Source organism: Micromonospora sp. NBC_01392, assembly GCF_045040125.1.
GTDB lineage: Bacteria > Actinomycetota > Actinomycetes > Mycobacteriales > Micromonosporaceae > Micromonospora.
The window spans coordinates 5,189,690-5,215,593 of the sequence record NZ_CP109549.1 but is presented as its reverse complement, the minus strand read 5'-3'; the positions used below and the strand labels follow the sequence as shown (position 1 = coordinate 5,215,593).

Sequence of the window (25,904 nt, the reverse complement as noted above, 5' to 3'; positions counted from 1 at the left end):
CGACCTCCGGGCGGTGCGACCCCGCGCCTGCCGGCGGGTTGGTAGCCCTCCTTCCGCCGGTCGCGGCGGAAGGAGGGCTCCCGGTTATGTGGTGGTGCGATCAGGCGAAGCAGTCCTTGACGGTGTTGGCGCAGTTGGTGGGGTCGTTGTCGCTGATGAGGGACTCGTCGTCGAGCTTGACGCGGCCCTCGTTGTTGAGGATGCCGCCGGCGACGCGGTGGAGCTTGGCGGTGTCGGTGGCGGTGTTCTTGGTGACGTGGGTCTTGGTCAGGGTGATGGTGGCCTTGTTGTTGAAGATGCCGCCGCCGTTGAGGGCGGTGTTGCCCTTGATGACGGTGTTGCGCAGGGTGAGGGCGGCGTTGTCGTCCTCGTCGTGGTCGCGGGTGAGGAAGCCGTCCTCGATCTTGACGAGCCACTCGCCGTTGTAGATGCCGCCGCCGAAGCGGTTGGCGGTGTTGTCGACGATGACGCTGTCCGCGATCGTCGCGCCGCCGCCGTTGGTCACGATGCCGCCGCCGTCGCCGTCGGCGTGGTTGTTGGCGACGACGACCTTGTCGAGGTCGAGGTCGGTGTTCTCGGCGTAGATGCCGCCGCCGTTCTCGCAGGCGGTGTTGCCGGTGATGTGGGTGAAGGAGACGGTGACGTAGCCGCCGCTGCTGAACAGGCCGCCACCGTTCTTCCCGGCGCGGTTGTCCGACAACGAGGAGCCCTCGCCCTCCTTGCTGTCCCACGCCCCGGCGATCTCCACGACGCCGCGGTCGCGGCCGGGACCGGTCGGCGTCGCGGTGCGGCCCGTGCCGTGCCGCCCGCCGACGTCGTTGCCGTTGGCGACGCCACCGCCGCTGCCGGCGGCGGTGTTGTCGTCGACCTGGGACTTCTCGATGGTCAGAAGGCCCCGGTTGAAGACGCCGCCACCGTCGCCCCGCGCGTGGTTGCGCCGGACCGTGCTGTCGGTGAGCCACACCCGGCCGAAGTTGGCCACCGCGCCGCCGTCGTGCTCGGCGTTGTTGCGGGTCAGGTCGACCCGCCGGAGGTGGGCCTTGCCGCCGCGCTCGACAAGCAGCGCGCCGCCGTCACCGGCGCCCCGGTCTCCGTCCGCGTCCGCCCGGCCCGTCGTCGCCTGTCGACCCGGGTACGCGGACACCGAGGCGTTCCCGCCGGAGACGGTCAGGTCGTCAAGGGTGAGGTGGCCGCCGTCAGCGACGCGGAAGATGCGGAAGGCGTCCTCGGCGTCGCGGGTGATGGTGGAGCCGTTGCCCTTGATGGTGACGTCCTGGGTGATCTCGGGCAGGCCGCCGCCGACCTTGCGGTCCTGGACGCCGAGTTCGTAGGTGCAGTTCTCGGCGAGTTCGAGGGTGCCGCCGTGGTCGCGGTTGGTCAGTTCGAGCGCGTCGACCAGGGCGTCGTCGTCGCAGGGAACCTCGCGGGCCGTCCCGTGCTCGTCCTCGCCGCCCCACTCACCCCGGGCCCGACGCTCCCCGCCGGGCCCGTTCCCACCCTTCGGGTCGGCGGCGGACGGGTGGTCGCCGGCCTCCTGCGGCGCGGCGGGGCGGTTCTCCGCCACCCGTTCCGGATCGCCGGCCCTGTCGTTGCGGGCGGCGAGGCCACCCAGCGCCGCCAGCCCGACGACCCCGGTCAGCCCGGCCACGCCGGTGGCGACCCAGATTGCCCGCCGCCGGTTCGCCGGCGGGGCCACGATCGGCGCCCCGCCGTCGGGTGCCGTTACGTCGTTGGACATGCGCGCCCTCCACCCTTCGGTGTCTCCTCGAACGGGTTGTATCGCCATGAGCCGCACGAACGGCTGCAAAACGGTTTCAGCCCCTGAACGACACCGTAGGAGAAGGATCCTCGCGAGAAGCGCTTATCCGAAGAAAGCCCGCATAAAGGGCGTTGAAGGACGGCTGTGCCGCCGACGGCATCGGCCCCGCGACGCGGCAGGCGTCACGGGGCCGATGACACGAACGGTCGATGGGTCAGCCCGGCAGGCGCGGGCCCGCCTCGCGCTGCTCGGCCAGCCAGGTCTCCACCTCGCCCGAGGCGCGCGGCAGCCCGGCCGAGAGGTTCACCGGGCCGTCGGCGGTGACCAGGATGTCGTCCTCGATCCGGACGCCGATGCCGCGCAACTCCTCGGGGACCAGCTCGTCCTCCGGCTGGAAGTAGAGACCGGGCTCGACGGTGAGCACGTACCCCTCGCCGAGCGGCCCGTCGCGGTACGTCTCCTTGCGCGCGTTCGCGCAGTCGTGCACGTCGATGCCGAGCATGTGGCTGGTGCCGTGCAGCGTCCAGCGGCGGTAGACCGTCGAGGCCGGATCCATCGCCTCGTCCACGCTCACCGGCAGCAGCCCGAGGTCCTTGAGCGCCTCGGCGAGCACCCGCATCGACGCCAGGTGGACGTCGCGGAACCCCACCCCCGGCTTGCACATGTCGATGCCGGCCTGCTGGGCGGCGTGGACCGCGTCGTAGACCTGACGTTGCAGCGGCGTGAACCGGCCGTCGACCGGCAGCACCCGGGTGACGTCGGCGGTGTAGAGGTTGCGGTTCTCCACGCCCATGTCCATCAGCAGCAGGTCACCCGGGCGGGTGGCGCCGTGGTTGTGCACCCAGTGCAGGATCGTGGCGTGCTCGCCGGCCCCGACGATCGAGCCGTAGCCGACGTCGTTGCCGTCGTGCCGGGCCCGCAGCGCGAACAGCCCCTCCAGCAGCCGCTCGGAGATCGGCCGGTCGGCCGGCAGCGCGCGGGCCACGTCCTCGAAGCCGCGCACCGTGGCGTCGCACGCCTCCTGGAGCTGGGCGATCTCCCACTCGTCCTTGACCAGCTTCAGCTCGGAGATCGCGATGGCCAGCTCCCGGTCGCGGCCCGGCTGGCCCTCGGCGCGCGCGCCGTCGTACCGGCGCACGGCGGCGTCCACCCGGGCGTCGAAGCCGCGCAGCACCCGGGTGCGCCCCGGGGCCAGCTCGGCCAGCGCCGCGTCCAGCTCGCTCAGGTCGGCGGTCGGCAGGCCCAGCTCGGTCGACTTCTCGCGCAGCGTCGGCCGGCGACCCACCCACAGCTCACCGTGGCGGCTGCGGAAGAACTCGTCGGTCACCCGGGACGACCGGGGCCGCATGTAGAGCGTGGCCTCACCGCCCGGCCGCAGCACGAGGACGCTGTCGGGCTCCAGGTCGCCGGTCAGGTACGCGAAGTCGCTGCCCGGCCGGAACCGGTGCTCGGTGTCGTTGGCGCGGACCTTCTCGTTGCCGGTGGGGATGACGAGCGTCTCGCCCGGGAACGCCTCGGCCAGTGCGGCCCGTCGTTTGGCGTGGTTGGGCACCTCCGGGCGGGGTGCGACCGGCAGTTCGGTGTCCCGCCAGCCCTGCCGCATGAACGTCAGGAACGCCTCCGGGAAGTCGGGGTCGTGCGACTCCGTGCCGTCCGCCGCTTTGCCCTGTTGCGTCCGCTCCTCGGTCATGATCCGCCCCTCCCTGAGCCCCATCGCTGGTCCCGACGGTACCGCGCACACGTCAGCGGGGAGTGCCTGCGGTGCCGCGACGGCGGCTTCCGGCGCGTGGAAAGATGGCCGTCATGTGCGGACTCCTGGCCTTCTTCAGCGCGCGCGGTGACGCCGCCGCCCACCGCGACAACATCGCCGGCGCACTGGAGTGCCTGCACCACCGTGGCCCGGACGAGACCGGGGTCGAGGTGGTCGGCGACGCCTCCGGCCGGTACGCGGACGGTGTGTTCGCGCACAAGCGGCTGGCGATCATCGACGTGGCGCTCAGCCACGAACCCCTGCCCTACGCGGGCGGTCGTTACCTGCTCACGTTCAACGGCGAGATCTACAACTACATCGAGCTGCGCGACGAGCTGATCCGCGACCACGGCGCCCAGTTCGCCACCAACGGCGACGGCGAGGTGATCGTCGCCGGCTACCACTACTGGGGTGAGCGGGTGCTCACCAAGCTGCGCGGCATGTTCGCGTTCGTGATCTGGGACCGGCAGGAGCGGCGGGCCTTCGGCGCCCGCGACTACTTCGGCATCAAGCCGCTGCACTACCTCCAGACCGCCGACGGCCTCTACCTCGCCTCGGAGAAGAAGGCGCTGCTGCCGTTCGCGCACTCCGCCTACCAGGGCGACGCCGGGATCGACACGGCGAACCTGAGCCACTACCTGACCCTCCAGTACGTCCCGGAGCCGGGCACGCTGCACAAGGGGATCAGCCGGATCGGGTCGGGGGAGTACCTCACCTGGACCCCGGACGGCCGGATCGACGTGCGTCGCTGGTACCGGCCGGTGTTCCGCCCGGCCCCGGTCACCGACGAGCAGAAGCTCTACCACGAGATCCGGGAGACGCTGCGGGAGAGCGTCCGGATGCACATGCGCTCGGACGTGCCGGTCGGCTCGTTCCTGTCCAGCGGCATCGACTCCACCGCCGTGGTGGCGCTGGCCCGCGAGTTCAACCCGAACATCCTCACCTTCACGGTCGGGTACGACGTGCCCGGCTACTCCGAGATCGACGTGGCCCAGGACTCGGCCCGGCACCTCGACGTGACCACCATCCCGACCAAGATCGGGCCGCAGGACATGATCGACGCGTTGCCGAAGATCGTCTGGCACCTGGACGACCCGGTCGCCGACCCGGCCCTGGTGCCGCTCTACTTCGTGGCGAAGAAGGCCGCCGAGCACGTCACCGTGGTGCTCTCCGGCGAGGGCGCGGACGAGTTCTTCGGCGGCTACACGATCTATCGGGAACCGCTCTCGCTCAGCTCGGTCAACGGTCTCCCGGACGGCGTGCAGAAGGGCCTGCGGGCCGTCTCCAAGGCCATCCCGCAGGGCGTCAAGGGCAAGAGCTTCCTGGAACGCGGCACCACGCCGATCGAGCAGCGCTACTACGGCAACGCCCGGATGTTCACCGAGGAGGAGAAGCAGCACCTGCTGCGCCGCTACGACCCGTCGGTGCGCTACACCGACGTCACCGCGCCGATCTACGCCGAGTGCACCGAGCTGGACGACGTCACCAAGATGCAGTACGTCGACCTCTACACCTGGCTGCGCGGCGACATCCTGGTCAAGGCGGACCGGATCTCGATGGCGCACTCGCTGGAGGTCCGGGTGCCGTTCCTGGACCGGGAGGTGTTCAACGTCGCCGCCGGCATCCCGGTCGACCTGAAGCTGCCGCCGCGCTCCGAGGCCACCAAGTACGCCATGCGCCAGGCGTTGCAGGGCGTCGTGCCGCCGGCCATCGTCAACCGCAAGAAGCTGGGCTTCCCGACCCCGACCCGGGTCTGGCTGCGCGGCGAGATGTACGAGTGGGCCCGGCACGTGCTGGCCACCTCCGGTGCGGGCGACCTGATCGACCTGTCGTACGCGATGCGCCTGCTCGACGAGCACAAGCGGGAGGAGGCCGACCACTCCCGCAAGGTGTGGACCGTGCTGATCTTCTGCGTCTGGCACGCGATCTTCGTGGCGAAGACGCTCGACCCGGGCATCCAGCGTAACCAGTCGGCGCTGCTCACCAAGCCGGTCGTGGGCAGCATGGTCCGCTGATCCAGGCGTGTCGAAGGGCCCCCGGCGCGCTGCCGGGGGCCCTTCGCTACCGCGGTGTCACCGGCCGGTGCAGGTGACCGTGGGCAGGGTGTTCTGGCCCGAGAAGTTCGCGGTGAAGCCGAACGTGGTGGTGCCCTCCGGCGCGACACTGCCGTTGTACGCGGCGTTGGTGACCGTCACCGACGACCCGCTGCCGCTCAGCGTGCCGTTCCACACCTGGTTGATGGTCTGGCCGCTGGGCCAGGTCCAGCTCGCGGTCCACCCGCTGTACGTGCGGGTGCTGTGGTTCATGATCATGACCTCGCCCTGGAAACCACCGCCCCAGGCGCTGACCACCTTGTAGACCGCCATGCAGTTGCCGGCCGGCATGGTCGGCGTCGGCGTGGGGCCGGTCGGCGTCGGCGTCGGGTTGGTGGGCGTCGGCGTGGGGTTGGTGGGCGTCGGGGTCGGGTTCGTCGGCGTCGGCGTCGGGTTGTTGCCCGAGCCGATGCCGGTCACCTCGCCGTTGCCGCCGTCGAACGTCACGTCCGAGCAGCCGAAGAAGTTCTCCTGGCTGTCCGAGCGGACCCACCGCGAGTAGATGATGTGCCGGCCGCTCTTGTTGCTCGGCAGCGTGCCGTTGAAGTAGTAGTGCCCGTCGTTGGTGCCGACCGCGCCGCTCTGCGGCGGGTTGGTCACCTGCAGGAACGGCTGCTCCTCCAGGTCGCTCCAGGCCAGCGGCCGGGTCGGGCTCCAGCTGTCCTTGGTCACGTAGAAGTAGAACGTGCCCGGGTGGTGCGCCCAGTTGCTGTAGCGGAACTCCATCGACCGCCCGGCCGTCAGGTGCGTGACCGGCCAGTCGTTGCGGGCCGCGTCGTAGCCGCTGAAGTTCGGGTTGCCGCCGCTGCACAGCTTGCCGTCGGGGATGAACCCGGTGGTCCGGCCGCCGGCGTCGGAGCGCAGCACGCTGAACCAGTTGTAGAGCGAGTTCGCCCCGTTCTGGGCGACCGCCTGGGAACAGGCGGGGTTGTTCGGCCGGATCTCACCGGTGCCGGTGAGGCCGTCCTTCCAACACAGGTAGGTGCGGGCGCCCGGCGTCATCGCCGCGCCGTGCGCGGCGGCCGGGTCGGGCCCGCTGGCCAGGGCGAACGCGCCCACGGCCAGGGTGAGGGCCGCGGTGACGAGCGCGGCCGTACGGGATCGGTGCACGGGGATCTCCTGACTCGCGGAGCGGCCCACCCTCGGCCTGCCCCGCTGCGACGAGCGGATGCGACGATCGCGGTGCCCGCGCCCGGCGGTCGGCGTGCGGCCGGGGCCGTCGGGGAACGCGCACTGCCTGCGGTCCGTGTCACGGACCGCGGATGCCCCTCGCGTCGGCTCGACCCGGCGGCGCGGCAGCCCACCGCGCCCTCCCGTCAGCGCAATCCCATCACGTCCGGCCGTCGCATGCAATAGCCGTCGGTCGATGCCCTGGGGTTCCGTCGCGCCGTGCCCCGGCATGCGCCAGGATCGGGGGAGGACAACCGGGAGGAGCCAGCATGGGGTACGCGGTGGTGCTCGGCGAGGCGCTCGTCGACCTGCTCGACGCCGAGCACGACGGGGCGCCCGTCTACCGGCAGGCGGTCGGCGGCGGGCCGCTCAACGTGTCGGTGGCGATCGCCCGGCTCGGCGGGGACGTGCAGTTCGTCGGGTCGCTCGGTGACGACGCGCTCGCCGGCCGGGTCCGCGCGTTCCTCACCGACGCCGGGGTGGGCGTGGCCGGGGCGGTGACCGTGCCGGCCCCGACCGCGCTGGCCGTGGCCACCTTCGCCGGCCCCGAGCCGGAGTTCCGCTTCTACGGCGAGCCGCGCTCGTACGCCCTGCTCGGCCCGGACGACCTCGACGTGGCCCTGGTCGAGGGCGCGGACGTGCTCTACTGCGGCTCGATCGTGCTGCTCGACCCGCCGGTGTTGGCCGCCGCGCGTCGGGCCTGGTCGATCGCCGGCGGGCTGCGCGTGTTCGATCCGAACGTGCGCCCGAGCCTGCTCACCGCGCCCGGCGCGCTGGACGGCCTGCGCGGGGTGGTCGCCGAGTTCGCCGCCGCGGCGCACCTGGTCAAGCTGAGCAGTGCGGACGCTCGGGTGCTCTATCCGGACGAGCCGGTCGAGGGCGTCGCCGCGTACCTGCGGGAACTGGGCGCGGCCACCGTCGTGGTCACGCTCGGCGCGGACGGCGCGCTGGTCGCCGCCGCCGACGACGTGGTACGCGTGCCCGCGCCGACCGTCGACGCGGTGGACGCCACCGGCGCCGGTGACTCGGTGATGGGCGCGCTGGTGGCGGAGCTGCTCGCCGCCGGCGAGCCGCCCGACGCCCACGGCTGGCAGGACCGCGTCGCGTTCGCCCTGCGGGTCGCCGCGCTGGTCTGCGAGTCCCCCGGCGGCGCCACCGCCATGCCCACCCGCGCCGCCGTCACGGCCCGCTTCGCGTGAAAGGCCGGGCCCCCTGTTAACGCATTCGGTATAGGAGGGCGCCCCTCTTAACAACGGCGTGGGGCGCGCGGCGGGCGGTCAGCGGGGCCGGGCGAGCGTGCGGACGGCCAGCAGGGCGAGCGCGGCGGCGCCGGTCAGGACCACGGCCATCGGGAGGGCGCTGCCCTCGCCACCGAGACCGACCAGGGGCGCGGCGAGCGCGCCGACCACCGACTGGATGCCGCCCATCAGCGCGGCGGCGGTGCCGGCGTGCCGGGCGTGCGCGTCCAGCGCCAGCGCGGTGCTGTTCGGCATCACCATGCCCAGCGAGCCGACGAACACGAACAGCGCCACCGCGGTGCCGGCGAGGCTGCCGGTGAGCGCGCCGGTCAGCACGCCGAGCGCGGCGACCAGGCTGACCGCGAGCGTGGTGACCAGCAGCCGGCGCGGGCTGAACCGGTCGAGCAGCCGGGCGTTCGCCTGCCCGGTGGCGATCAGCGCGAGCGAATTGACGCCGAAGACCACGGCGAACCCGACCGCCGAGACGCCGAAGACGTCCTGGAACACGAACGACGACCCCGAGATGTACGCGAACAGGCCGGCGAACGTGAAGCCCTGGGTCAGCGCGTACCCGAGGTAGACCCGGTCGCCGGCCAGCGCCCGCATGGTCCGCGCGGTGGCGGCGAGGCCGCCGGTGCTGCGGCGCTCGGCCGGCAGCGTCTCCGGCAGGCGCAGCGCGACCGCCACGGCGAGCACCGCCCCGATGACGGCCAGGGTGAGGAAGACCGCCCGCCAGGAGCCGAACCGGAGCACCAGGCTGCCGACGCCGGGCGCGGCCACCGGCGCCACCCCGAAGACCAGGGTGAGCCGGGAGAAGTACTTCGCGGCGTCCCGACCGGCGTAGAGGTCACGGACGACCGCGCGGGCCACCACGATGCCCGTGCCGCCGGCCAGCCCCTGGGCGAACCGCGCGGCGGCCAGCAGCGGGGCGCTCGGCGCCGCGGCGCAGGCCAGCGCCAGCACGGCGTACGCGACGACGCCGACCAGGACCGGTCGGCGTCGCCCCCAGCGGTCGCTGAGCGGGCCGGTGACCAGTTGACCCAGCGCCAGGCCGATCAGGCAGGTGGTCAACGAGAGTTGGATGCCGGCCTGGTCGGCGTCGAGTTCGCGGGTCATCGCCGGGAACGCCGGGAGGTACATGTCCAGCGAGAGCGGGCCGATCGCGGTGAGCGTGCCGAGCAGCACCAGCAGGCTCACGCCGCCGCCCCGTCCGGCGGGTCGGTCGACGGGTGGGCGCGCGGCGGGCCGCACGGTCTGGTGCACGAGAGGTCCCCCTGGATCCGGTGGTCCGGGTTACCTTATCTCTGTAGTCAGAACTGTTGCGATGTGAAGCAGGTGACTCGGTGACGGGCGACGAGGAGATCGCGCGGTTCGGCGCGGGGCTGGGGGAGCTGCACCGGCTGCTGCGCCGCCGGACCGTCGCCCGCGCCGACCGGGAGCCGCTGCCCGAGGCGCAGGTGGAGGTGCTCCTGCTGGTCCGGGCCACGCCGGGGATCAGCGGCAAGGAGGTGGCCCGGCGGCTCGGCACCGCGCCGAACACGGTCAGCACACTGGTCCGCGACCTCACCGACGCCGGGCTGCTGATCCGCGACCGCGACCCCGCCGACCGCCGGGTGGTCCGGCTGCGCCTCACCGAGGCCGCCCGCCGACGGATGGCCGACCACGAGGTCCACCGCGCCGCGCTGCTCGCCGAGGCGCTCGCCGAGCTGGACCCGGTGGCCCGGACCGCCGTGCTGGCCGCCGCCCCGCACCTCGACGCGCTGCTCACCGCGCTGCGCGCCCGCCCCTGACCGGGGCCGGGCACCGGGGACCGGCGGACCGGCTCCGGCCGTGCCGTCGAACTCGACCGGGCCGGGCCTTTGCCGGGCGGCGATCAGGCCGTGCGGTCGAGTTCGGCGGGTTCGTGCCGGGCGGCGATCAGGCCGTGCCGTCGAGTTCGGCGTAGCCGCGCCGGGCCGCGATCAGGCCGGGCCGGGCGCCGAACGGCGACTCCGCCGCCACCCGCTCCGGCGGGGCGCTGCCGGTGTGACCGGCCCGGATCAGCCACGCCTGCCGGGCGAGCTGGGCGTGCTGCTCGCGGACGAACGCCACGTCCACCGGCTCGCCGTGACCCGGCACCACCACGGTGGCCGGCGTGGTCAGCCGCAGCAGGTCGGCCACCGCGTCCGGCCACTGCAACGGGTACGACTCCTCGAACGCCGGCGGCCCGCTCTGCTCCACCAGGTCGCCCGCCACCAGCACGTCCGCGTCCGGCACGTGCACCACCAGATCGGCGTCGGTGTGCCCGTGCCCGGGATGGCGCAGCACCACCCGGCGCCCGCCGACGTCCAGCACCGTCTCCTCGCGGACCTCGTGCGTCGGCGTCCGCAGCTCGGTGCGCGCCAGCTCCTCGGCCAACGCCGGCTGCTCGGCGCGCATCTCCGCGTACGCCGCCCGGCGCAGCGCGTCGGGCTGGTCGCGCAACGCCGCGACGGCCTGGGCATGCGCGTACACCTCGGTGCCCGGCTCGGCGGCCAGCGTGGCGTTGCCGAAGCAGTGGTCGAAGTGGTGATGGGTGTTGACGATCACCCACGGGTGCGGCGTCACCGCCCGGGCGGCCGACGCCAGCTCCCGCGCCTGCCCGGCGGTGGAGAGCGTGTCCACCAGCAGCGCGGCGCCGTCGCCGACCACCAGCACCACGTTGACCCGCAGCAGCGGCTCGCGCAGCAGGTGCACACCGGCGGCGATCTCGGTGAAGCGGGCGGTCACGGCGTGCGCCCGGCCCGCTCGACGAAGCGCCGCCGGTCGACGAGCGCCCGCTCCACCCGCCCCTGCGCGGCCACCGCGGGCCCGTCCGTGACGGTCACCTCGAAGACCAGCCGGCGGCCGTCCACCTTCACCAGCTCGGCGTGCGCGGACACGGTCCGCCCGACCGGGGTGGCCGTCCGGTGCTCCAGCTCGACCCGGACGCCGACAGTGGTCGACCCGGCCGGCAGCCGGGCCGCGACGGCCGCCACGGTCGCCGCCTCGGCCAGCGCCACCACCCGGGGTGTGCCGAGCACCGGCACGTCTCCCGAACCCACCGCCTCGGCGGTGTCCGCGTCCGTGACGGTCAGCTCGACGCGGGCGGTCAGGCCCGGTGCGAAGGGCGACTCCGACTGCTCCTGCATGCGGCCGAGCCTAGTGCAGCGCGGTCGGAGTCGTACCGCGTCCGGGTGGCCGCCCGGGCCGTTCCCCGGACGGTCGGCGTCGGCCGGCCGGACGCCCGCCGTTAACCTTGTCGGTGATGGCCGTGCTGACAGATCCCCCGCCCCCCGCCCCCGCCGGACCCACCGCCTCCCCCGACGGCGGGCGCCGTCGCGTGATCGCGATGGCTGTCTGGAGCGTCGCCTTCGTCGCCACCTGGCTCGCCATCGGCCTGCCCACCGACCCGGCGTACGCGTTCCTGTGGATCTGGGCCGGCACCGTCGCGTGGAACTCCAACCGCCCGTGGCGCAGCCACCTGCGCTTCGCCCGGGACTGGATCCCGGTGGTGCTGCTGCTCGCCGCGTACAACCTGTCCCGCGGGTTCGCCGACAACGGCGCGACCCCGCACGCCATGGAGCTGATCGTCGCCGACCGGTTCCTGACCGGATGGGCCACCGGCGGCGAGGTGCCGACCGTCTGGCTCCAGCAGCGCCTCTACGACCCGAGCCAGGTGCGCTGGTGGGACGTGCTGGTGAGCTGGATCTACTTCTCGCACTTCGTGGCCACGCTGGCCGCCGCCGCGGTGCTCTGGATGCGCAACCGGCAGCGCTGGATCGGGTACATGGCCCGATGGGGCTTCCTGTGCGCGGCCGGGCTGGTCACCTACTTCGTCTACCCGGCCGCCCCGCCGTGGTGGGCGGCCCAGAACGGGTTGCTGACCGAGGTGGCCCGGATCTCCACCCGGGGCTGGAAGGAGATCGGCATGCACGGCGCGGGCAACCTGCTCAACGCCGGGCAGATCGCCTCCAACCCGGTGGCCGCCATGCCGTCGCTGCACACCGCGTTCGCGCTGTTCGTGGTGCTGTTCTTCCTCCGCTCGGTGCGCAAGCGGTGGTGGCCGCTGCTGCTGGCGTACCCGCTGGCCATGACGTTCACGCTGATGTACAGCGGCGAGCACTACCTGATCGACGTGCTGGTCGGCTGGGCGTACGTGGGGATGACGTTCCTCGTGGTCGGCCTGGCCGAGCGCTGGTGGCGGGCGCGACGGGCCCGCCGGGACCCGACGCCGGCCGCCGTGACCGGCGTCACCGCGCCGGCCGCCGGCCCGGACACCACGCTCGCCGCCGACCAGGACGCGGTGCCCGCCGACCGCCGCTGACCGGCCCCGGGCGGCGCCGGGTCAGCGGCTCCGGTCGGCCGACCGCGCGGCCTGCGCCCGCGCGGTCAGCTCCGCGGCCAGCTCCCACGCGTCGGCCAAATCCCGGTCGACCGCCGCCGCACCCGCCCCACCGGCGGTGTCCGCGTGCACGGTGGCCAGCCGCAGCCGCCGCTGCGCCGGCCCCTGGGTGACCCGCACGCTCTGGATCCGGGCGTACGGCACCAGCGTCACCGAGCGCGTCAGCAACCCGGACCGGGCCACGAAGACCCGCTCGTCGAGCCCGACGCCGACCACCGCCCGACTCAGCGGGCGCAGCCAGCGGGCCCGGCGCGGCGGCGGCGTGCCGGGCAGCGCGTCCAGCCGCACGCCGGGCAGCACCTCCGCCACCACCCGCTCGCCGGTGCCGGCGTCGCCGACCGGCAGCAGCCGGTCCGGGCGGTTCCGGTCGTCCGGCTCGCCGGCCGAGTAGCCGGCCACCTCCAGCCGCAGCCGCAACCAGCCCTTCATCCGCCAGAGCAGCGGCCAGGTCACCCCGACGGTCTGCACCCGGTGCAGCGGCACGGTCTGCACCCGCGTCTCCAGCAGCCCGTTGTGCACCCGGAGCGTGTCGCCGTCGGCGTCCAACCGGAAGCTCCAGTCGTCGAGCACCCGGCGGACCGGTTGCAGCAGCACGCCGGCCATCGCGGTCAGCGTGCTGGCCACCGCGATGAACGACCAGGAACCCTCGGACAGGAACTGCGCCACCACGAACGCCACACCGAACGGCAGCAGGAACGCCTGCGGCGTGAGCAACTGGCTGACCAGCAGATCCTGATTGCGTACGGCGTGCAGCCGCCGGCCGGCGGGGGCGGGCGTGGGTGGCGCGCCGACCGTGGCCGGCGCGGACGCCGGGGCGCGGCCGGCCACGGCGAGCAGCCGCTGGCGCAGCGCGGCGGCCTCGGCCACCCCGAGGTACGCCAGCGGCGCCTCGGTCTTGCCTCCGCCGACCACCTCCAGCCGCAGCTCCGCCAGCCCGGTGAGCTGGGCCAGCAGCGGCCGGACCACCTCCACCGCCTGCAACCGCTCCAGCGGGATGGCCCGGGTACGCCGCCACAGCAGCCCCTCGTACACCCGCAGCTCCCGGCCGACCACGTGGTAACCGGTGTTCCACCAGCTCACCACGGACAGCACGGTGGCGCCGAGGACGAAGACCGCGACCAGCACGGCGAACCAGCCGAACCCGACCCGGGACAGGGTCGACCAGGAGAGCCCGGCGATCACCACGACCAGCGACTTCGCGCCGTGCAGCGCGGGACTCAACGGGTGCAGCCGCTGTCGCGGCTCCGTCTCGCCCGGCGGCCCCCACGGCGCCGGCACCCACGCTCCGGGAGGCGGCGGCACCGGCTGCGGACCCGGGCCGGCCCACGGACCCGGGCCGGGCGGTGGGGCATGGTCGGGCGGTGGACCGTGGCCCGGCGGTGGCGGCCACGACTGCCCGTTCGTCACGGCTCGCTCCTCGCGCTCGCGGTGCCGTCCTTCGTTCGCGGCTGCGGGGCTCGCAGGGCCGGCTCGCTCCTCGCGCTCGCGGCGCCGTCCTTCGTTCGCGGCTGCGGGGCTCGCAGGGCCGGCTCGCTCCTCGCGCTCACAGGCCCTCCGCCCGGTCCTCGCCCAGCGCGGTGAGCCGGTCGCGCAGCCGCGACGCCTCGGCCGGTCGCAGGCCGGGCACCCGGGCGTCGCTGGCCGCCGCGGCGGTGTGCAACTGCACGGTGGCCAGGTCGAAGGCGCGCTCCAGCGGACCGGCGCTCACGTCGACGAACTGCATCCGCGAATACGGGACGATGGAGAGCCGCCGAACCAGCAGGCCGTGGCGCACCAGCAGGTCGTCGGCGCGCTCGGCGTACCCCCAGGCACGCACCGCGCGCACGATGGTGACCACCCGCCACGCGGACAGCAGCAGCGCCACCGCGACGGCGGCGCCGAGCAGCCAGTGCCCGGAGAGCGCCCAGGCCGTGCCGAGCACCACGAGCGCCACGGCGAGACCGATGCCGAGCCGGATCAGCTCCACCCAGATCAGGTCGCGGGAGATCGGCTGCCAGCGGACCGTGTCCGGCCAGGGCTCCAACGGGCCGGGCGGGGACGCCGGCCGGCCGGCGTGGCCGTCGGCGCTCACCGGGGGGAACCGCCGCGTCCGCCGGCGGCGCGGAATCCGATCGTCTGCGCGCTCACGCTTCGAGCGTAGGCGATCAGGGCAGCGGCACCACCTCGCGCAGGAAGCCGCGCGCGTCGAGGAAGTCACCCAGCGAGGCGCGGTGCGCCGGGCAGGCCAACCAGGTCTTGCGCCGGTCGGGCGCGTGCAGGCGGGGGTTACGCCAGCGCAACTGGAACACCGCGGGGGCGCGACACCCCCGCGCCGAGCAGATCGGCGCGTCATCAGGGCGGGGAGTGGTCACCGGGGCGAGTCTAGAGCCGCACACCGGGGAGTTTTAGCGCCGGGCGGCCACGGGGGGAGCCGCCCGGCGACGGGGTGAATCGTACACGCGCCGGGCCCCTTGTTGTCCACCCGTGTTCAGCGTTTTCCACCGGACTCCGACGGCGCGGCGAAAATCGTGCCTCTCCCACCTTCGGCTCTCAGCAAGGCATGACAGTCTTGACACGCACCACGCCGCGACGACTACCCAGCTGTGGAGGACCGGTGGCCCAGCCGACCACGCCCGACGTGCCGAACCCGACCGAGGCGACGCCGGACCCGCCGCCCCCGGCCGTCACCACCCCGGCGCAGGACGCCACGCTGCTGGAACGCGCGCTGTTCGAGATCAAACGGGTGATCGTCGGGCAGGACCGGATGGTCGAGCGGATGTTCGTCGCGCTGTTGGCCCGGGGGCACTGCCTGCTGGAGGGGGTGCCCGGGGTGGCCAAGACGCTCGCCGTGGAAACGCTCGCCCGGGTCGTCGGCGGGTCCTTCGCCCGCGTCCAGTTCACCCCCGACCTGGTGCCCGCCGACATCATGGGCACCCGGATCTACCGGCAGTCCAGCGAGAAGTTCGACGTCGAGCTGGGCCCGGTCTTCGTCAACTTCCTGCTCGCCGACGAGATCAACCGGGCGCCGGCGAAGGTGCAGTCGGCGCTGCTCGAGGTGATGAGCGAGCGGCAGGTCTCCATCGGCGGTGAGTCGCACCGGGTGCCCGACCCGTTCCTGGTGATGGCCACCCAGAACCCGATCGAGCAGGAGGGCGTCTACCCGCTGCCGGAGGCGCAGCGGGACCGGTTCCTGATGAAGATCGTGGTGGGCTACCCGACCGACGCCGAGGAGCGGGAGATCGTCTACCGGATGGGCGTGGCCCCGCCCGAGCCGGCCCGGGTGTTCGACACCCCCGACCTGATCGCGCTCCAGCGCAAGGCCGACCAGGTCTTCGTGCACAACGCGCTCGTCGACTACGCGGTCCGGCTGGTGCTCGCCACCCGCGCCCCGGCCGAGCACGGGATGCCCGACGTGGCCCAGCTCATCCAGTACGGCGCCAGCCCGCGCGCCTCGCTCGGCCTGGTCCGGGCCACCCGCGCGCTGGCGCTGCTGCGCGGCCGGGACTACGCGCTGCCGCAGGACGTGCAGGACATCGCGCCGGACATCCTGCGCCACCGGCTGGTGCTCAGCTACGACGCGCTCGCCGACGACGTGCCGGCCGACCACATCGTGCACCGGGTGATGTCGACCATCCCGCTGCCCGCGGTGGCGCCCCGTCAGCAGGCCACACCACCGCCACCGGCCGGGCCGCACAACGGGTGGCCCGGGCAGCGCCCGTGACGCCGCCCACCCGGCTGCCGGCCGCCGGCGAGCGCTCCGGCGCCGTGCTGGCCCGGCTCCAGCTCATGGTCACCCGCAAGCTGGACGGGCTGCTCCAGGGCGACTACGCCGGCCTGCTGCCCGGCCCGGGCAGCGAGGCGGGGGAGTCCCGGGAGTACCGGCCCGGCGACGACGTGCGCCGGATGGACTGGCCGGTGACCGCCCGCACCACCATGCCGCACGTGCGGCGTACGGTGGCCGACCGCGAGCTGGAGACGTGGCTGGCGGTCGACCTCTCCGCCAGCCTCGACTTCGGCACCGGGCGGTGGCTCAAGCGGGACGTGGCGGTCGCCGCGGTGGCCGCGCTGGCCCACCTCACCGTGCGCGGTGGCAACCGGATCGGCGCGGTGGTCGGCACCGGCGCGACCACCGGTGCGCCGGGGACGCTGCTGCGGCTGCCCGCCCGGGGCGGACGCAAGGAGGCGCAGGGGCTGCTGCGCGCCGTCGCCGGCACCGAGATCCGCCCCGGGCGCAGCGACCTCGGCGCGCTGGTGGACGCGCTCAACCGGCCGCCCCGGCGGCGCGGCGTGGCGGTGGTGATCTCCGACTTCCTGTCACCGCCGGCGCAGTGGGGCCGGCCGCTGCGTAAGCTGCGGGTCCGCCACGACGTGCTGGCCGTCGAGGTGGTCGACCCGCGGGAACTCGAACTGCCCGACGTGGGGGTGCTGCCGGTGGTCGATCCGGAGACCGGGGAGCTGCACGAGGTGCAGACCGCCGATCCGGGACTGCGCCGCCGGTACGCCGAGGCGGCGGCCGCCCAGCGCGGGGCGATCGCCGCCGAGATGCGCGCCGCCGGCGCGGCCCACCTGCGCCTGCGTACCGACCGAGACTGGCTGCTGGACATGGTGCGTTTCGTCGCCGCGCAGCGGCACGCCCGTACCCGAGGGACGACCCGATGATCCGTTTTCTGCAACCGTGGTGGCTGCTGGCCGTGCTGCCGGTGCTGGCGCTCGCCGCCGCGTACGTCTGGCGGCAGTTGCACCGCCGGCAGTACGCGCTGCGCTTCACCACCGTCGACCTGCTGCGTACCGTCGCGCCCAAGGGGCTCGGTTGGCGGCGACACGCGGCGGCGACCGCGTTCCTGCTCTGCCTGCTGGTGCTGGCCACCGGGCTGGCCCGGCCGGCGATCGACACCCGGGAGCCGCTGGAACGGGCGACCGTGATGCTCGCCATCGACGTGTCGCTGTCCATGCAGGCCGACGACGTGGCGCCGAACCGGCTGGAGGCCGCGCAGGAGGCGGCCAAGCAGTTCGTCGGCGAGCTGCCGGAGAGCTACAACCTGGGGCTGGTGTCGTTCGCCAAGTCGGCGAACGTGCTGGTGCCGCCCACCAAGGACCGGGGCGCGGTGACCACCGCCATCGACGGGCTGGTGCTGGCCGAGGCGACCGCCACCGGGGAGGCGGTGTTCACCTGCCTGGAGGCGATCCGGTCGGTGCCGGCCGACGGCGCCGCCGGCATCCCGCCGGCCCGGATCGTGCTGCTCTCCGACGGTTACCGCACGTCGGGCCGCTCGGTGGAGGAGGCGGCCGCGGCGGCGCAGGCGGCCAACGTGCCGGTCTCCACCATCGCGTTCGGCACCGACTCGGGCCAGGTGGACATCGGCGGTCAGCTCCAGCGGGTGCCGGTGGACCGCAGCGCGCTGTCCCAGCTCGCGGAGACCACCCAGGGCTTCTTCTACGAGGCCGCCTCGGTGAGCGAGCTGAAGCAGGTCTACCAGGACATGGGCAGCTCGATCGGCTACCGCACCGAGCCGCGCGAGGTCACCCAGTGGTACGCGGGGGTCGCGTTGCTGCTGGCGCTCTGCGCCGGCGCGCTGAGTCTGCTGTGGACGTCCCGCCTGATCTGAGCCGGGGCGGGCCGGCGGTGGTCAGTGACCGCCGCCGGCCAGTACGAACAGGACGGCCACCCAGACGGCGGCGAGGGTGAAACCCAGCGGTGCGGCGTAACGGCTCATGGTTGTGCTCCGTGGCGACTTCGGCCCGGTGAGGCGGGCCGTGCGGGGGACCGGGAGGGACACACACGAAGTCGTGACCGGGTGCTCCGCCGCGCGGCAGGGCCACCCCCGGCGGTGGAACGCCGGAGAGCGGGTGCGGTGCGGAGGGCGGGAAGCGGGTCAGCCGCGTCGACCGAGCCGTGGCTCAGCGGGGCTGACGGTGGGCCCGGCCACGACTGGGAGGATCGCTATCTCGCACAGCGATCACCTCCTGCGGTCGGCGGAGCCCGGAGCGCGGGCGCAGACCGGCCCGCAGACAGTGATCAGCGTACACCGGGGGTGGCGGTGTCGCGCGCCGGGCCGGGCGGGAGGACACGCCCCGGCCGCTGAGCTGGGCGGGTTAGCGCTTACCTGTCGGTAACCCCTAGGCTCGCCACCGACCGAGAGATCAGACTGAGCTTCAGGGGGACCCGTGGCCCGTACCGTGCTGGTGACCGGCGGAAACCGCGGCATCGGTCTGGCCATCGCGCAGGCCTTCGCCAAGCAGGGTGACCGGGTGGCGGTGACCCACCGGAGCGGGGACGCGCCGGAGGGGCTGTTCGGGGTGCGGTGCGACGTGACCGACGCCGAGTCGGTGGACGCCGCGTTCGCCGCGGTGGAGGCCGAGCTGGGCCCGGTGGAGGTGCTCGTCGCCAACGCCGGCATCACCGACGACACGCTGATCATGCGGATGTCCGACGAGCAGTTCACCCGCGTGCTCGACACCAATCTGGCCGGCTCCTTCCGGGTCGCCAAGCGGGCCTCGACGAAGATGCTCCGGGCCAAGTGGGGCCGGATGATCTTCATCTCCTCGGTGGTCGGCCTCTACGGCGGCGCCGGCCAGGTCAACTACGCCGCGAGCAAGGCCGGCCTGGTCGGGGTGGCCCGCTCGATCACCCGTGAGCTGGGCGGGCGCAACATCACCGCGAACGTGGTGGCGCCCGGCTTCATCGACACCGACATGACCGCGGCGCTGCCCGAGGAGCGCCGCACCGAATACCGCAAGGCCATCCCGGCCGGCCGGTTCGCCCAGCCGGCGGAGGTGGCCGACGTGGTCACCTGGCTGGCCTCGGACGCGGCCGGGTACATCTCCGGCGCCGTCATCCCGGTCGACGGCGGCCTGGGCATGGGTCACTGACTGACGAGAGCACGGAGGAAATGCGCATGTCCGGACTCCTGGCCGGTAAGCGGCTGCTGGTCACCGGCGTCATCACCGACGCCTCGATCGCGTTCTCCGTGGCGAAGCTCGCCCAGGAGAACGGCGCCCAGGTCGTGCTCACCGGCTTCGGCCGCCTCTCCCTGGTGGAGCGGATCGCCAAGCGGCTGCCCGAGCCGGCGCCGGTGATCGAGCTGGACGTCAGCAACGACGAGCACCTGGCCGGGCTGGCCGACAAGGTGCGCGAGCACGTCGACGGCCTGGACGGGGTGGTGCACTCGATCGGGTTCGCGCCGCAGAGCTGCCTCGGCGGCGGGTTCCTCGACGCGCCGTGGGCCGACGTGGCGACCGCGTTGCAGGTCTCCACGTTCTCCTACAAGTCCCTCGCCATGGCGGCGTTGCCGCTGATGTCCGCCGGCGGCGCCGTGGTCGGCCTCACCTTCGACGCCACCAAGGCCTGGCCGGTCTACGACTGGATGGGCGTGGCCAAGGCCGGGCTGGAGTCCGCCTCCCGCTACCTGGCGTTGCACCTGGGCAAGCAGGGCATCCGCAGCAACCTGGTGGCCGCCGGCCCACTGCGTACCATGGCCGCCAAGTCGATCCCCGGGTTCAGCCAGTTCGAGGACGCCTGGTCCGAGCGCGCGCCGCTGGGCTGGGACCTGTCCGACTCCGAGCCGGCCGCCCGGGCCTGCCTGGCGCTGCTGTCCGACTGGTTCCCGGCCACCACCGGCGAGATCGTGCACGTCGACGGCGGCTACCACGCCCTCGGCGCCTGAGGTGTTAGGAGGGGCCCCTTCTTAACGCATTCTGCATAAGAAGGGGCCCCTCCTAACATCCGGTCCCCGGGTCGTTACCGCGCTGAGCAGGGGGCGTCGCACGCGCGTCACGGCGGGCGGGGAAGAATGGGGCCATGGCGTACGACGCGTTGGTGCTGGTCTCCTTCGGTGGCCCGGAGCGGCCCGAGGACGTGCTTCCCTTCCTCCAGAACGTGACCCGCGGCCGGGGGGTGCCGCCGGAGCGGCTGGCCGAGGTCGCCGAGCACTACCTGCACTTCGGTGGCGTGTCCCCGATCAACCAGCAGTGCCGCGACCTGCTGGCGGCGATCCGGGCGGACTTCGCCGCCAACGGCGTCGACCTGCCGGTCTACTGGGGCAACCGCAACTGGGACCCGATGCTCGCCGACACGGTGGCGCAGATGCGCGACGACGGGATCACCCGGGCGCTGGCGTTCGTCACCAGCGCGTACGGCGGCTACTCCTCCTGCCGGCAGTACCAGGAGGACATCGCGTCGGCGCGGGCCGCGGTCGGTTCGGACGCGCCGCTGATCGAGAAGCTGCGCCAGTTCTGGGACCATCCGGGCTTCGTCGAGCCGCACGTCGACGCGGTCCGCGCCGCGCTGGCCCAGCTCGACCCGGCCCGGCGGGACAGCACCCGGCTGGTGTTCACCGCGCACTCGATCCCGGCCTCGGCGGCCGCCACCGCCGGCCCGCACGGCGGCCGGTACACCGCCCAGATGGAAGAGACCGCCCGGCTGGTGCACGCCGCCGCCGCGCCCGACCTGCCGTACGACCTGGTCTGGCAGAGCCGGTCCGGCCCGCCGCAGGTGCCGTGGCTGGAGCCGGACGTCAACGACCACCTGACCAGCCTGGCCGAGCAGGGCGTGACCGGTGTGGTGGTGAGCCCGATCGGGTTCGTCTCCGACCACCTGGAGGTGGTCTGGGACCTGGACACCGAGGCGCTGGAGACGGCCAAGCAGCTCGGCCTGGACTTCGTCCGCGCCGGCACCCCGGGCACCGACCCGCGCTTCGTGGCGATGGTCCGGGAGCTGGTCCTGGAGCGCACCGCCCCGGACGGGGAGCGGCTGCGCCGCCGGCTCGGCGAGTTGCCGGCCTGGGACACCTGCCCGGCGCTGTGCTGCGTGCCCGCGGCCCGCCGGCCCTGAGCCCGACCGACCACCGACACACCCTGGGGACGACACGATGCATGACCGCAAGCCGGTGCAGAGCTGGCTCACCGACATGGACGGCGTGCTGGTGCACGAGGGGCAGCCGGTGCCCGGCGCCCCGGAGTTCGTCAAGAAGCTGCGCGCCTCGGGCAAGCCGTTCCTGGTGCTGACGAACAACTCCATCTACACCCCGCGCGACCTCCAGGCCCGGCTGGCCCGGATGGGGCTGGACGTGCCGGAGGAGGCGATCTGGTCGTCCGCGCTGGCCACCGCCCAGTTCCTGGCCGACCAGCGGCCGGGCGGGACCGCGTACGTGATCGGTGAGGCCGGCCTGACCACGGCGTTGCACGCGGTGGGGTACGTGCTCAGCGACTTCGCCCCGGACTACGTGGTGCTGGGGGAGACACGCACCTACAGCTTCGAGGCGATCACCAAGGCGATCCGGCTGATCGACGACGGCGCGCGGTTCATCTGCACCAACCCGGACGCCACCGGCCCGTCGGTCGAGGGGGCCCTGCCGGCGGCCGGCTCGGTGGCCGCGATGATCTCCAAGGCGACCGGCGTGGAGCCCTACTTCGTCGGCAAGCCCAACCCGATGATGATGCGTTCCGCGTTGAACACCATCGACGCCCACTCGGAGTCCACCGCGATGATCGGCGACCGGATGGACACCGACATCCTGTGCGGGCTGGAGGCCGGGCTGGAGACGATCCTGGTGCTCACCGGCATCAGCACCCGGGCCGAGGCCGAGCGGTACCCGTACCGGCCGTCCCGGATCGTCGACTCGGTGGCCGACCTGATCGACGAGCTCTGAGCCGGGCCTAGAGCCGCAGCGGGGCGTTGCAGGCGGCCACCAGCGCCTGCCGGCAGGCGGTGGTCAACGGTCGGAGCGCCGCGTCCCGCTGCTGCGCCTCGTGGGTGTTCACCGCCCCGCCCGGGGCGCTCTCGCCGGCCAGGGCGAGCACCCGGTCCAGCACGGCGGCACGGGCGAACAGCCGGCGGGACCGGGGATCGAAGCCGGGTGGCAGGTCGGTGGCGCCGTCGGGGCGACGCAGTGCGGCGAGCGCGCCGGCCAGCTCGGGCCGCCACTGGGCGACGTCCAGCCGGGTCAGGGCCGCGGTCGTCTCGGCCAGCGCGGTGGCCAGTTCGGCTTCGGCCTCCGCCGCGCCCGGCGCGGTCAGGGACGCCTTCGGCGCGTCCGGCGGCAGCGCGTGGACCCGCCACAGCACCGTCTCCCAGGTCATCCCGGAGCCGGAGGTGTGCGTGCGGACCTCCGGCACCAGCCCGAGCCCGCTGGCCACCACCGCCTCGCCGGCCAGCAGCGCCGCCCCGGCGAACGCGCCGGGCCCGGGCAGCCCGCGCGGGTCGCCCGGCGCGGGCAGGACCAGGCGGATCTCGTCCGGGGAGTGCTTGGCCAGGCTGGGCAGCGCCTCCCGCAGCGACACGTCGGTCCAGGTGCCGGGCGCGTCCGCGACGAGGTGCTCCTCGTCGCCGGCGATGGCGTCGGCGACCTCGTCGAACGGCACCAGGCCGGCGCGCCAGGCGCGTACCCAGGCGACGAACCGGCTTGACCGGCGCGCAGCCAGCGTGGCCGCGCCCGTTGCGGGGGAGGACATGCGGAAAGGGTACGTGGTGGCCGCCGCCGCTGTCTCGGCTGCCGCACGGGTGGCGTGGCCTGCCCCCAACTACCCCGTTCGCACCGTTTCGTATGCCCTCGGGCGGTGCCCGGACCGGCGCGTCGGCGGGCGAGCCGCCGGCCCGATGACTAGCGTGATCGTCATGGCGGGGCGATACGACGGGGACGTGCTGGCGGGCGACTGGCGGAGGCGGAAGGTGACCCCCGAGGTCGACGCCGAGCCCGACCTGGTGGTCGAGGACGCCGACTCCGGGTTCTGCGGCGCGGTGGTCGGTTTCGACTCGGGCGCCGTCGTGCTGGAGGACCGGCACGGCCGGCGACGCAACTTCCCGCTGCTGCCCGCCGCGTTCCTGCTCGACGGCCGGCCGGTCACGCTGCGCCGCCCGGCCCGCGCCCCGGTCCCGGCCGCCCGGCGTCGGACCGCCTCCGGCTCGGTCGCCGTGGACGGCGTACGGGCGCAGGTCGCCAAGGCCAGCCGGATCTGGGTGGAGGGTGTGCACGACGCCGCGCTCGTCGAGCGGATATGGGGCGACGACCTGCGGATCGAGGGCGTGGTGGTGGAGCCGCTCGACGGCATCGACGCGCTCGCCGACGAGGTGCGCGCGTTCGCGCCCGGACCGGGCCGCCGGCTCGGGGTGCTTGTCGACCACCTCGTCCCCGGTTCGAAGGAGAGCCGGATCGTGGCCCGGGTGACCTCACCCCACGTGCTGGTCACCGGTCACCCCTACGTGGACGTGTGGCAGGCGGTGCGACCGGCGGCGCTGGGCATCGCGGCGTGGCCGGTGGTGCCGCCCGGGCAGCCCTGGAAGGAGGGCGTCTGCGCCGCGCTCGGGGTGGCCGAGCCGGCCGACATGTGGCGGCACATCCTGTCCCGGGTGGACAGTTTCGCGGACGTGGAGACGCCGTTGATCAACGCGATGGAGCGGTTGATCGATTTCGTCACCTCGCCTGAGTAGTGGTTGCGGTCAGGGCCGGGGGCGACCGTGACCGGCTCCGGGCGGTCAGGCTTGATCCCTGCGCCGGTCACGGTCGCCCCCGGCCCCGTCGTGCGCCGGATTCGTGGCTCGGTTCCGGTGCGGGGGTGGGGCTGTCGGGGCGCTACAAAGTTGATGGCGTGGACGGGTCGGGGGGTGAGTCGTCCATGTACTCAAGTTGGTAGGCGCCCGGGGTCAGGGGGCCTGGTCGGGAGAGCGGGTCAGGACGAAGGTGGCGATGTCGAGCGCGACCGGCGTGCCGGCGGAGTCGCGGACGACGGTGAGGACCTCCCCGTCCTGCGGGCCGGACCGGCCCCGCCAGCGGTCCGACCCCTGCGGGGTGAAGCGGAGCGGCGGGCCGCCCATCGGCCCACCCACCAGGTCACCGGCCGGATCGGCGCGGAACTCGTACTCGATGCCCATCCACCACCAGCGGCCGGTCAGCTCGGCCGCGTCGGCGGCGGGGGGAGCGGCCGGGCGCCACGGGGCGGGCGCGGGCGGCTCGGCGTCCAGCACCCGGGTGAGCACGTCGCGGGCCATCCCCACGACGTGGTGCCCGCGCAGCCCGTAGGCGTTGGCGAAGTCCACCACCGCGGTCCGGGTGGGGCGGTGCACCACCAGGCCGGCGACGAAGCCGGGCATCGACCCGCCGTGGCCCACGTACACCCGGTCGCCGACCCGGTAGAGCTCCACACCGAGGCCGTGGCCGCCGGTCCACGAGTCCAGGTCGCTGATCGCCACCGGGACGCACATCTCGGTCAGCGTGGCCGGGTCGAGCAGCGCCGGGTCCGGGTCGGCGAGGAACGCCGCCCAGCGGGCCAGGTCCTCGACCGTCGACCAGAGCTGCCCGGCCGGCGCCATCGCCCCGGTGTCGGTAAGCGGCTCCTCCCGCAGCGTCTGGTGCCACGGGTGCACGACGAAACCGCGGGCGTACGGCTCGGCCGGCAGCACGGTGGTGCGGCGCATGCCGAGCGGCGTCAGCAGCCGCTCGGTCAGCAACGCGCGCCACGGGGTGCCGGTGATCCGCTCCAGCGCGCCGCCGAGCAGCCCGTACGCCAGGTTGGAGTAGTGGTAGACCCGGTGCGGCGGGTAGGCGATCTTGTCCGGGGTCAGCCCGGCGAGCAGCGTGTCGAGGTCGGTGCCGTCGGCGCGTTCCCACCATCCGCCGTCCGGCTCGCGTTGCAGCCCGCTGGCGTGCCCGAGCAGCTGGCGCACGGTGAGCGCGCCGACGGGGGTGCCGGGCAGGTGCTTGTCGAGCGGGTCGTCGAGGGTCAGCAGCCCGGCGTCGCGCTGCTGCATCACCAGCACGGCGGTCATGGTCTTGGTGATCGAGCCGATCCGGTACTGCGTGTCGACGTGGGGGCGGGGCTGTTCGCCGGCGAGCGACACGTGTGCCAGCTCGCCGTCGCGGACCACGCCGAGGGCGACCGACGGCCCGCGTCCGTCCGCCTGGGCGTGGGCGACCAGCAGGTCCACCTGGCGTGCGGTCTCGGGCAGCAGAGCCATCTCGTCCTCCTCGTCGCCGTCCGGCCCGGCCAGCCTAGCGATCATGACAGTTCGATGACACGTGCTCCGACGTGTCACGATTGGCCACGTGGACGCCGTGTTCTGGATCGTTCTGGGTGTGGTATTGGCGGTCGCCGAGATCTTCACGACGACGCTCTTCCTGATCATGTTCGGGGTCGGGGCGTTCGCCGCGGCCGGCGCCGCCGCGCTCGGCGCGCCGGTGGCGCTCCAGGCGGTGATCTTCGCGGTGGTGTCGGCGCTGTCCCTGGCGCTGGCCCGGCCGGCGATCCGCCGCAACGCCCGGTCGGCGCTGGAGGCCGGCGAACAGCCGTTCGGCGTCGAGGCCATCGAGGGGTCCAGTGCGGTGGTGCTGGAGCCGGTGGACGCCGACCGCGGCATGGTCAAGATCGATGGTGAGCTGTGGACGGCCCGCTCGTTCGACGCGACGCAGACGTACGCCGTCGGCCAGCGGGTGCAGGTGATAAAGGTCCGGGGCGCGACCGCCCTGGTCTGGCAGGACGACATTTCCGCCCCGGGCGAGCTGCCCGAAGCGAGAGGGTGAAG

24 protein-coding genes are annotated in these 25,904 nt (G+C 73.8%); 13 read left to right on the top strand and 11 right to left on the bottom strand.

The window, feature by feature from the left end:
• Positions 1-100: 100 nt before the first annotated feature.
• Together OG767_RS22270 and OG767_RS22265 are read right to left on the bottom strand one after the other, a co-directional pair.
• A complete protein-coding gene (locus tag OG767_RS22270) occupies positions 101-1,738 on the bottom strand; it encodes a hypothetical protein (RefSeq protein WP_405090344.1) in 1,638 nt (545 codons plus the stop codon).
• A gap of 235 nt (positions 1,739-1,973) precedes the next feature.
• Positions 1,974-3,449: an aminopeptidase P family protein gene (locus OG767_RS22265; RefSeq protein WP_281938696.1), complete on the bottom strand. Its 1,476-nt coding sequence runs from the start codon at positions 3,447-3,449 to the stop codon at positions 1,974-1,976.
• 113 nt (positions 3,450-3,562) lie between these two features.
• Between OG767_RS22265 and asnB the strand changes: the two genes are divergently transcribed.
• Positions 3,563-5,524 carry an asparagine synthase (glutamine-hydrolyzing) gene (gene asnB, locus OG767_RS22260; RefSeq protein WP_405090343.1) on the top strand — a complete coding sequence of 654 codons (1,962 nt, stop codon included), beginning with the start codon at positions 3,563-3,565 and terminating at the stop codon, positions 5,522-5,524.
• A 57-nt stretch (positions 5,525-5,581) separates the two neighbouring features.
• On the opposite strand, the gene OG767_RS22255 is transcribed toward asnB, so the two are convergent.
• Entirely contained in the window at positions 5,582-6,712 is a 1,131-nt protein-coding gene (locus tag OG767_RS22255; protein WP_405090342.1) for a lytic polysaccharide monooxygenase, read from the bottom strand.
• Between the two features lie 329 nt (positions 6,713-7,041).
• Here OG767_RS22255 and OG767_RS22250 point away from each other — a divergent pair, with 329 nt between their 5' ends.
• On the top strand, positions 7,042-7,971 hold the full coding sequence (locus tag OG767_RS22250) for a carbohydrate kinase (RefSeq protein WP_405090341.1): 930 nt from the start codon (positions 7,042-7,044) through the stop codon (positions 7,969-7,971).
• A 78-nt stretch (positions 7,972-8,049) separates the two neighbouring features.
• On the opposite strand, the gene OG767_RS22245 is transcribed toward OG767_RS22250, so the two are convergent.
• Positions 8,050-9,273, bottom strand: a complete 1,224-nt coding sequence (locus OG767_RS22245) for a multidrug effflux MFS transporter (protein ID WP_405090340.1) — start codon at positions 9,271-9,273, stop codon at positions 8,050-8,052.
• A gap of 80 nt (positions 9,274-9,353) precedes the next feature.
• On the opposite strand from OG767_RS22245, the gene OG767_RS22240 reads away from it, so the two are divergent.
• Positions 9,354-9,800 carry a MarR family winged helix-turn-helix transcriptional regulator gene (locus OG767_RS22240; RefSeq protein ID WP_405090339.1) on the top strand — a complete coding sequence of 149 codons (447 nt, stop codon included), beginning with the start codon at positions 9,354-9,356 and terminating at the stop codon, positions 9,798-9,800.
• A 127-nt stretch (positions 9,801-9,927) separates the two neighbouring features.
• On the opposite strand, the gene OG767_RS22235 is transcribed toward OG767_RS22240, so the two are convergent.
• The gene (locus tag OG767_RS22235; RefSeq protein WP_405090338.1) at positions 9,928-10,758 is read right to left on the bottom strand and encodes an MBL fold metallo-hydrolase; all 831 of its coding nucleotides are present in this window, start codon (positions 10,756-10,758) and stop codon (positions 9,928-9,930) included.
• Positions 10,755-11,159, bottom strand: a complete 405-nt coding sequence (locus OG767_RS22230; protein WP_357306580.1) for a thioesterase, FlK family — start codon at positions 11,157-11,159, stop codon at positions 10,755-10,757. Before OG767_RS22230 ends, OG767_RS22235 begins: the two co-directional genes overlap by 4 nt.
• Positions 11,160-11,275: 116 nt before the next feature.
• On the opposite strand from OG767_RS22230, the gene OG767_RS22225 reads away from it, so the two are divergent.
• Entirely contained in the window at positions 11,276-12,334 is a 1,059-nt protein-coding gene (locus OG767_RS22225; RefSeq protein WP_405090337.1) for a phosphatase PAP2 family protein, read from the top strand.
• Between the two features lie 21 nt (positions 12,335-12,355).
• Here OG767_RS22225 and OG767_RS22220 read toward each other — a convergent pair whose 3' ends face one another.
• The 3 genes from OG767_RS22220 to OG767_RS22210 form a co-directional block, all read right to left on the bottom strand.
• Positions 12,356-13,714, bottom strand: coding sequence for a PH domain-containing protein (locus OG767_RS22220; protein ID WP_405094278.1), 1,359 nt, complete (start codon positions 13,712-13,714; stop codon positions 12,356-12,358).
• 241 nt (positions 13,715-13,955) lie between these two features.
• Entirely contained in the window at positions 13,956-14,483 is a 528-nt protein-coding gene (locus OG767_RS22215; RefSeq protein ID WP_281938711.1) for a PH domain-containing protein, read from the bottom strand.
• Positions 14,484-14,556: 73 nt separating this feature from the next.
• Positions 14,557-14,763 (bottom strand): hypothetical protein, encoded by a 207-nt coding sequence (locus tag OG767_RS22210; protein ID WP_405090336.1) that lies wholly within the window; start codon positions 14,761-14,763, stop codon positions 14,557-14,559.
• Between the two features lie 242 nt (positions 14,764-15,005).
• On the opposite strand from OG767_RS22210, the gene OG767_RS22205 reads away from it, so the two are divergent.
• The 7 genes from OG767_RS22205 (at position 15,006) to OG767_RS22175 (ending at position 22,038) form a co-directional block, all read left to right on the top strand.
• Entirely contained in the window at positions 15,006-16,112 is a 1,107-nt protein-coding gene (locus OG767_RS22205) for an AAA family ATPase (protein ID WP_405090335.1), read from the top strand.
• A complete protein-coding gene (locus OG767_RS22200) occupies positions 16,091-17,050 on the top strand; it encodes a DUF58 domain-containing protein (protein WP_281938715.1) in 960 nt (319 codons plus the stop codon). Before OG767_RS22205 ends, OG767_RS22200 begins: the two co-directional genes overlap by 22 nt.
• Positions 17,047-17,997, top strand: a complete 951-nt coding sequence (locus tag OG767_RS22195; protein ID WP_107156857.1) for a VWA domain-containing protein — start codon at positions 17,047-17,049, stop codon at positions 17,995-17,997. Before OG767_RS22200 ends, OG767_RS22195 begins: the two co-directional genes overlap by 4 nt.
• Before the next feature lie 559 nt (positions 17,998-18,556).
• The gene (gene fabG / locus OG767_RS22190; RefSeq protein ID WP_405090334.1) at positions 18,557-19,261 is read left to right on the top strand and encodes a 3-oxoacyl-ACP reductase FabG; all 705 of its coding nucleotides are present in this window, start codon (positions 18,557-18,559) and stop codon (positions 19,259-19,261) included.
• Positions 19,262-19,287: 26 nt separating this feature from the next.
• Complete coding sequence (gene fabI, locus OG767_RS22185) at positions 19,288-20,055, top strand: enoyl-ACP reductase FabI (RefSeq protein WP_107156859.1); 768 nt, start codon at positions 19,288-19,290, stop codon at positions 20,053-20,055.
• A 134-nt stretch (positions 20,056-20,189) separates the two neighbouring features.
• Positions 20,190-21,221 carry a ferrochelatase gene (locus OG767_RS22180; protein WP_405090333.1) on the top strand — a complete coding sequence of 344 codons (1,032 nt, stop codon included), beginning with the start codon at positions 20,190-20,192 and terminating at the stop codon, positions 21,219-21,221.
• A 37-nt stretch (positions 21,222-21,258) separates the two neighbouring features.
• Positions 21,259-22,038: an HAD-IIA family hydrolase gene (locus OG767_RS22175; protein ID WP_405090332.1), complete on the top strand. Its 780-nt coding sequence runs from the start codon at positions 21,259-21,261 to the stop codon at positions 22,036-22,038.
• A gap of 7 nt (positions 22,039-22,045) precedes the next feature.
• On the opposite strand, the gene OG767_RS22170 is transcribed toward OG767_RS22175, so the two are convergent.
• The gene (locus OG767_RS22170; RefSeq protein WP_107156861.1) at positions 22,046-22,840 is read right to left on the bottom strand and encodes a hypothetical protein; all 795 of its coding nucleotides are present in this window, start codon (positions 22,838-22,840) and stop codon (positions 22,046-22,048) included.
• A 163-nt stretch (positions 22,841-23,003) separates the two neighbouring features.
• On the opposite strand from OG767_RS22170, the gene OG767_RS22165 reads away from it, so the two are divergent.
• Positions 23,004-23,816 carry a DUF3097 domain-containing protein gene (locus tag OG767_RS22165; protein WP_405090331.1) on the top strand — a complete coding sequence of 271 codons (813 nt, stop codon included), beginning with the start codon at positions 23,004-23,006 and terminating at the stop codon, positions 23,814-23,816.
• 213 nt (positions 23,817-24,029) lie between these two features.
• On the opposite strand, the gene OG767_RS22160 is transcribed toward OG767_RS22165, so the two are convergent.
• Positions 24,030-25,340, bottom strand: a complete 1,311-nt coding sequence (locus tag OG767_RS22160; protein WP_405094277.1) for a serine hydrolase domain-containing protein — start codon at positions 25,338-25,340, stop codon at positions 24,030-24,032.
• Between the two features lie 88 nt (positions 25,341-25,428).
• On the opposite strand from OG767_RS22160, the gene OG767_RS22155 reads away from it, so the two are divergent.
• Complete coding sequence (locus OG767_RS22155; protein WP_396861255.1) at positions 25,429-25,902, top strand: NfeD family protein; 474 nt, start codon at positions 25,429-25,431, stop codon at positions 25,900-25,902.
• Positions 25,903-25,904: the final 2 nt, after the last annotated feature.

Excerpts from the sequence above, each read along its gene's own strand:
- OG767_RS22270 (WP_405090344.1), bottom strand. The coding sequence starts at position 1,738 with ATGTCCAACGACGTAACGGCACCCGACGGCGGGGCGCCGATCGTGGCC.
- OG767_RS22265 (WP_281938696.1), bottom strand. The coding sequence starts at position 3,449 with ATGACCGAGGAGCGGACGCAACAGGGCAAAGCGGCGGACGGCACGGAG.
- asnB (WP_405090343.1), top strand. The coding sequence starts at position 3,563 with ATGTGCGGACTCCTGGCCTTCTTCAGCGCGCGCGGTGACGCCGCCGCC.
- OG767_RS22250 (WP_405090341.1), top strand. The coding sequence starts at position 7,042 with ATGGGGTACGCGGTGGTGCTCGGCGAGGCGCTCGTCGACCTGCTCGAC.
- OG767_RS22230 (WP_357306580.1), bottom strand. The coding sequence starts at position 11,159 with ATGCAGGAGCAGTCGGAGTCGCCCTTCGCACCGGGCCTGACCGCCCGC.
- OG767_RS22225 (WP_405090337.1), top strand. The coding sequence starts at position 11,276 with ATGGCCGTGCTGACAGATCCCCCGCCCCCCGCCCCCGCCGGACCCACC.
- OG767_RS22195 (WP_107156857.1), top strand. The coding sequence starts at position 17,047 with ATGATCCGTTTTCTGCAACCGTGGTGGCTGCTGGCCGTGCTGCCGGTG.
- fabI (WP_107156859.1), top strand. The coding sequence starts at position 19,288 with ATGTCCGGACTCCTGGCCGGTAAGCGGCTGCTGGTCACCGGCGTCATC.
- OG767_RS22180 (WP_405090333.1), top strand. The coding sequence starts at position 20,190 with ATGGCGTACGACGCGTTGGTGCTGGTCTCCTTCGGTGGCCCGGAGCGG.
- OG767_RS22175 (WP_405090332.1), top strand. The coding sequence starts at position 21,259 with ATGCATGACCGCAAGCCGGTGCAGAGCTGGCTCACCGACATGGACGGC.
- OG767_RS22170 (WP_107156861.1), bottom strand. The coding sequence starts at position 22,840 with ATGTCCTCCCCCGCAACGGGCGCGGCCACGCTGGCTGCGCGCCGGTCA.
- OG767_RS22165 (WP_405090331.1), top strand. The coding sequence starts at position 23,004 with ATGGCGGGGCGATACGACGGGGACGTGCTGGCGGGCGACTGGCGGAGG.
- OG767_RS22160 (WP_405094277.1), bottom strand. The coding sequence starts at position 25,340 with ATGGCTCTGCTGCCCGAGACCGCACGCCAGGTGGACCTGCTGGTCGCC.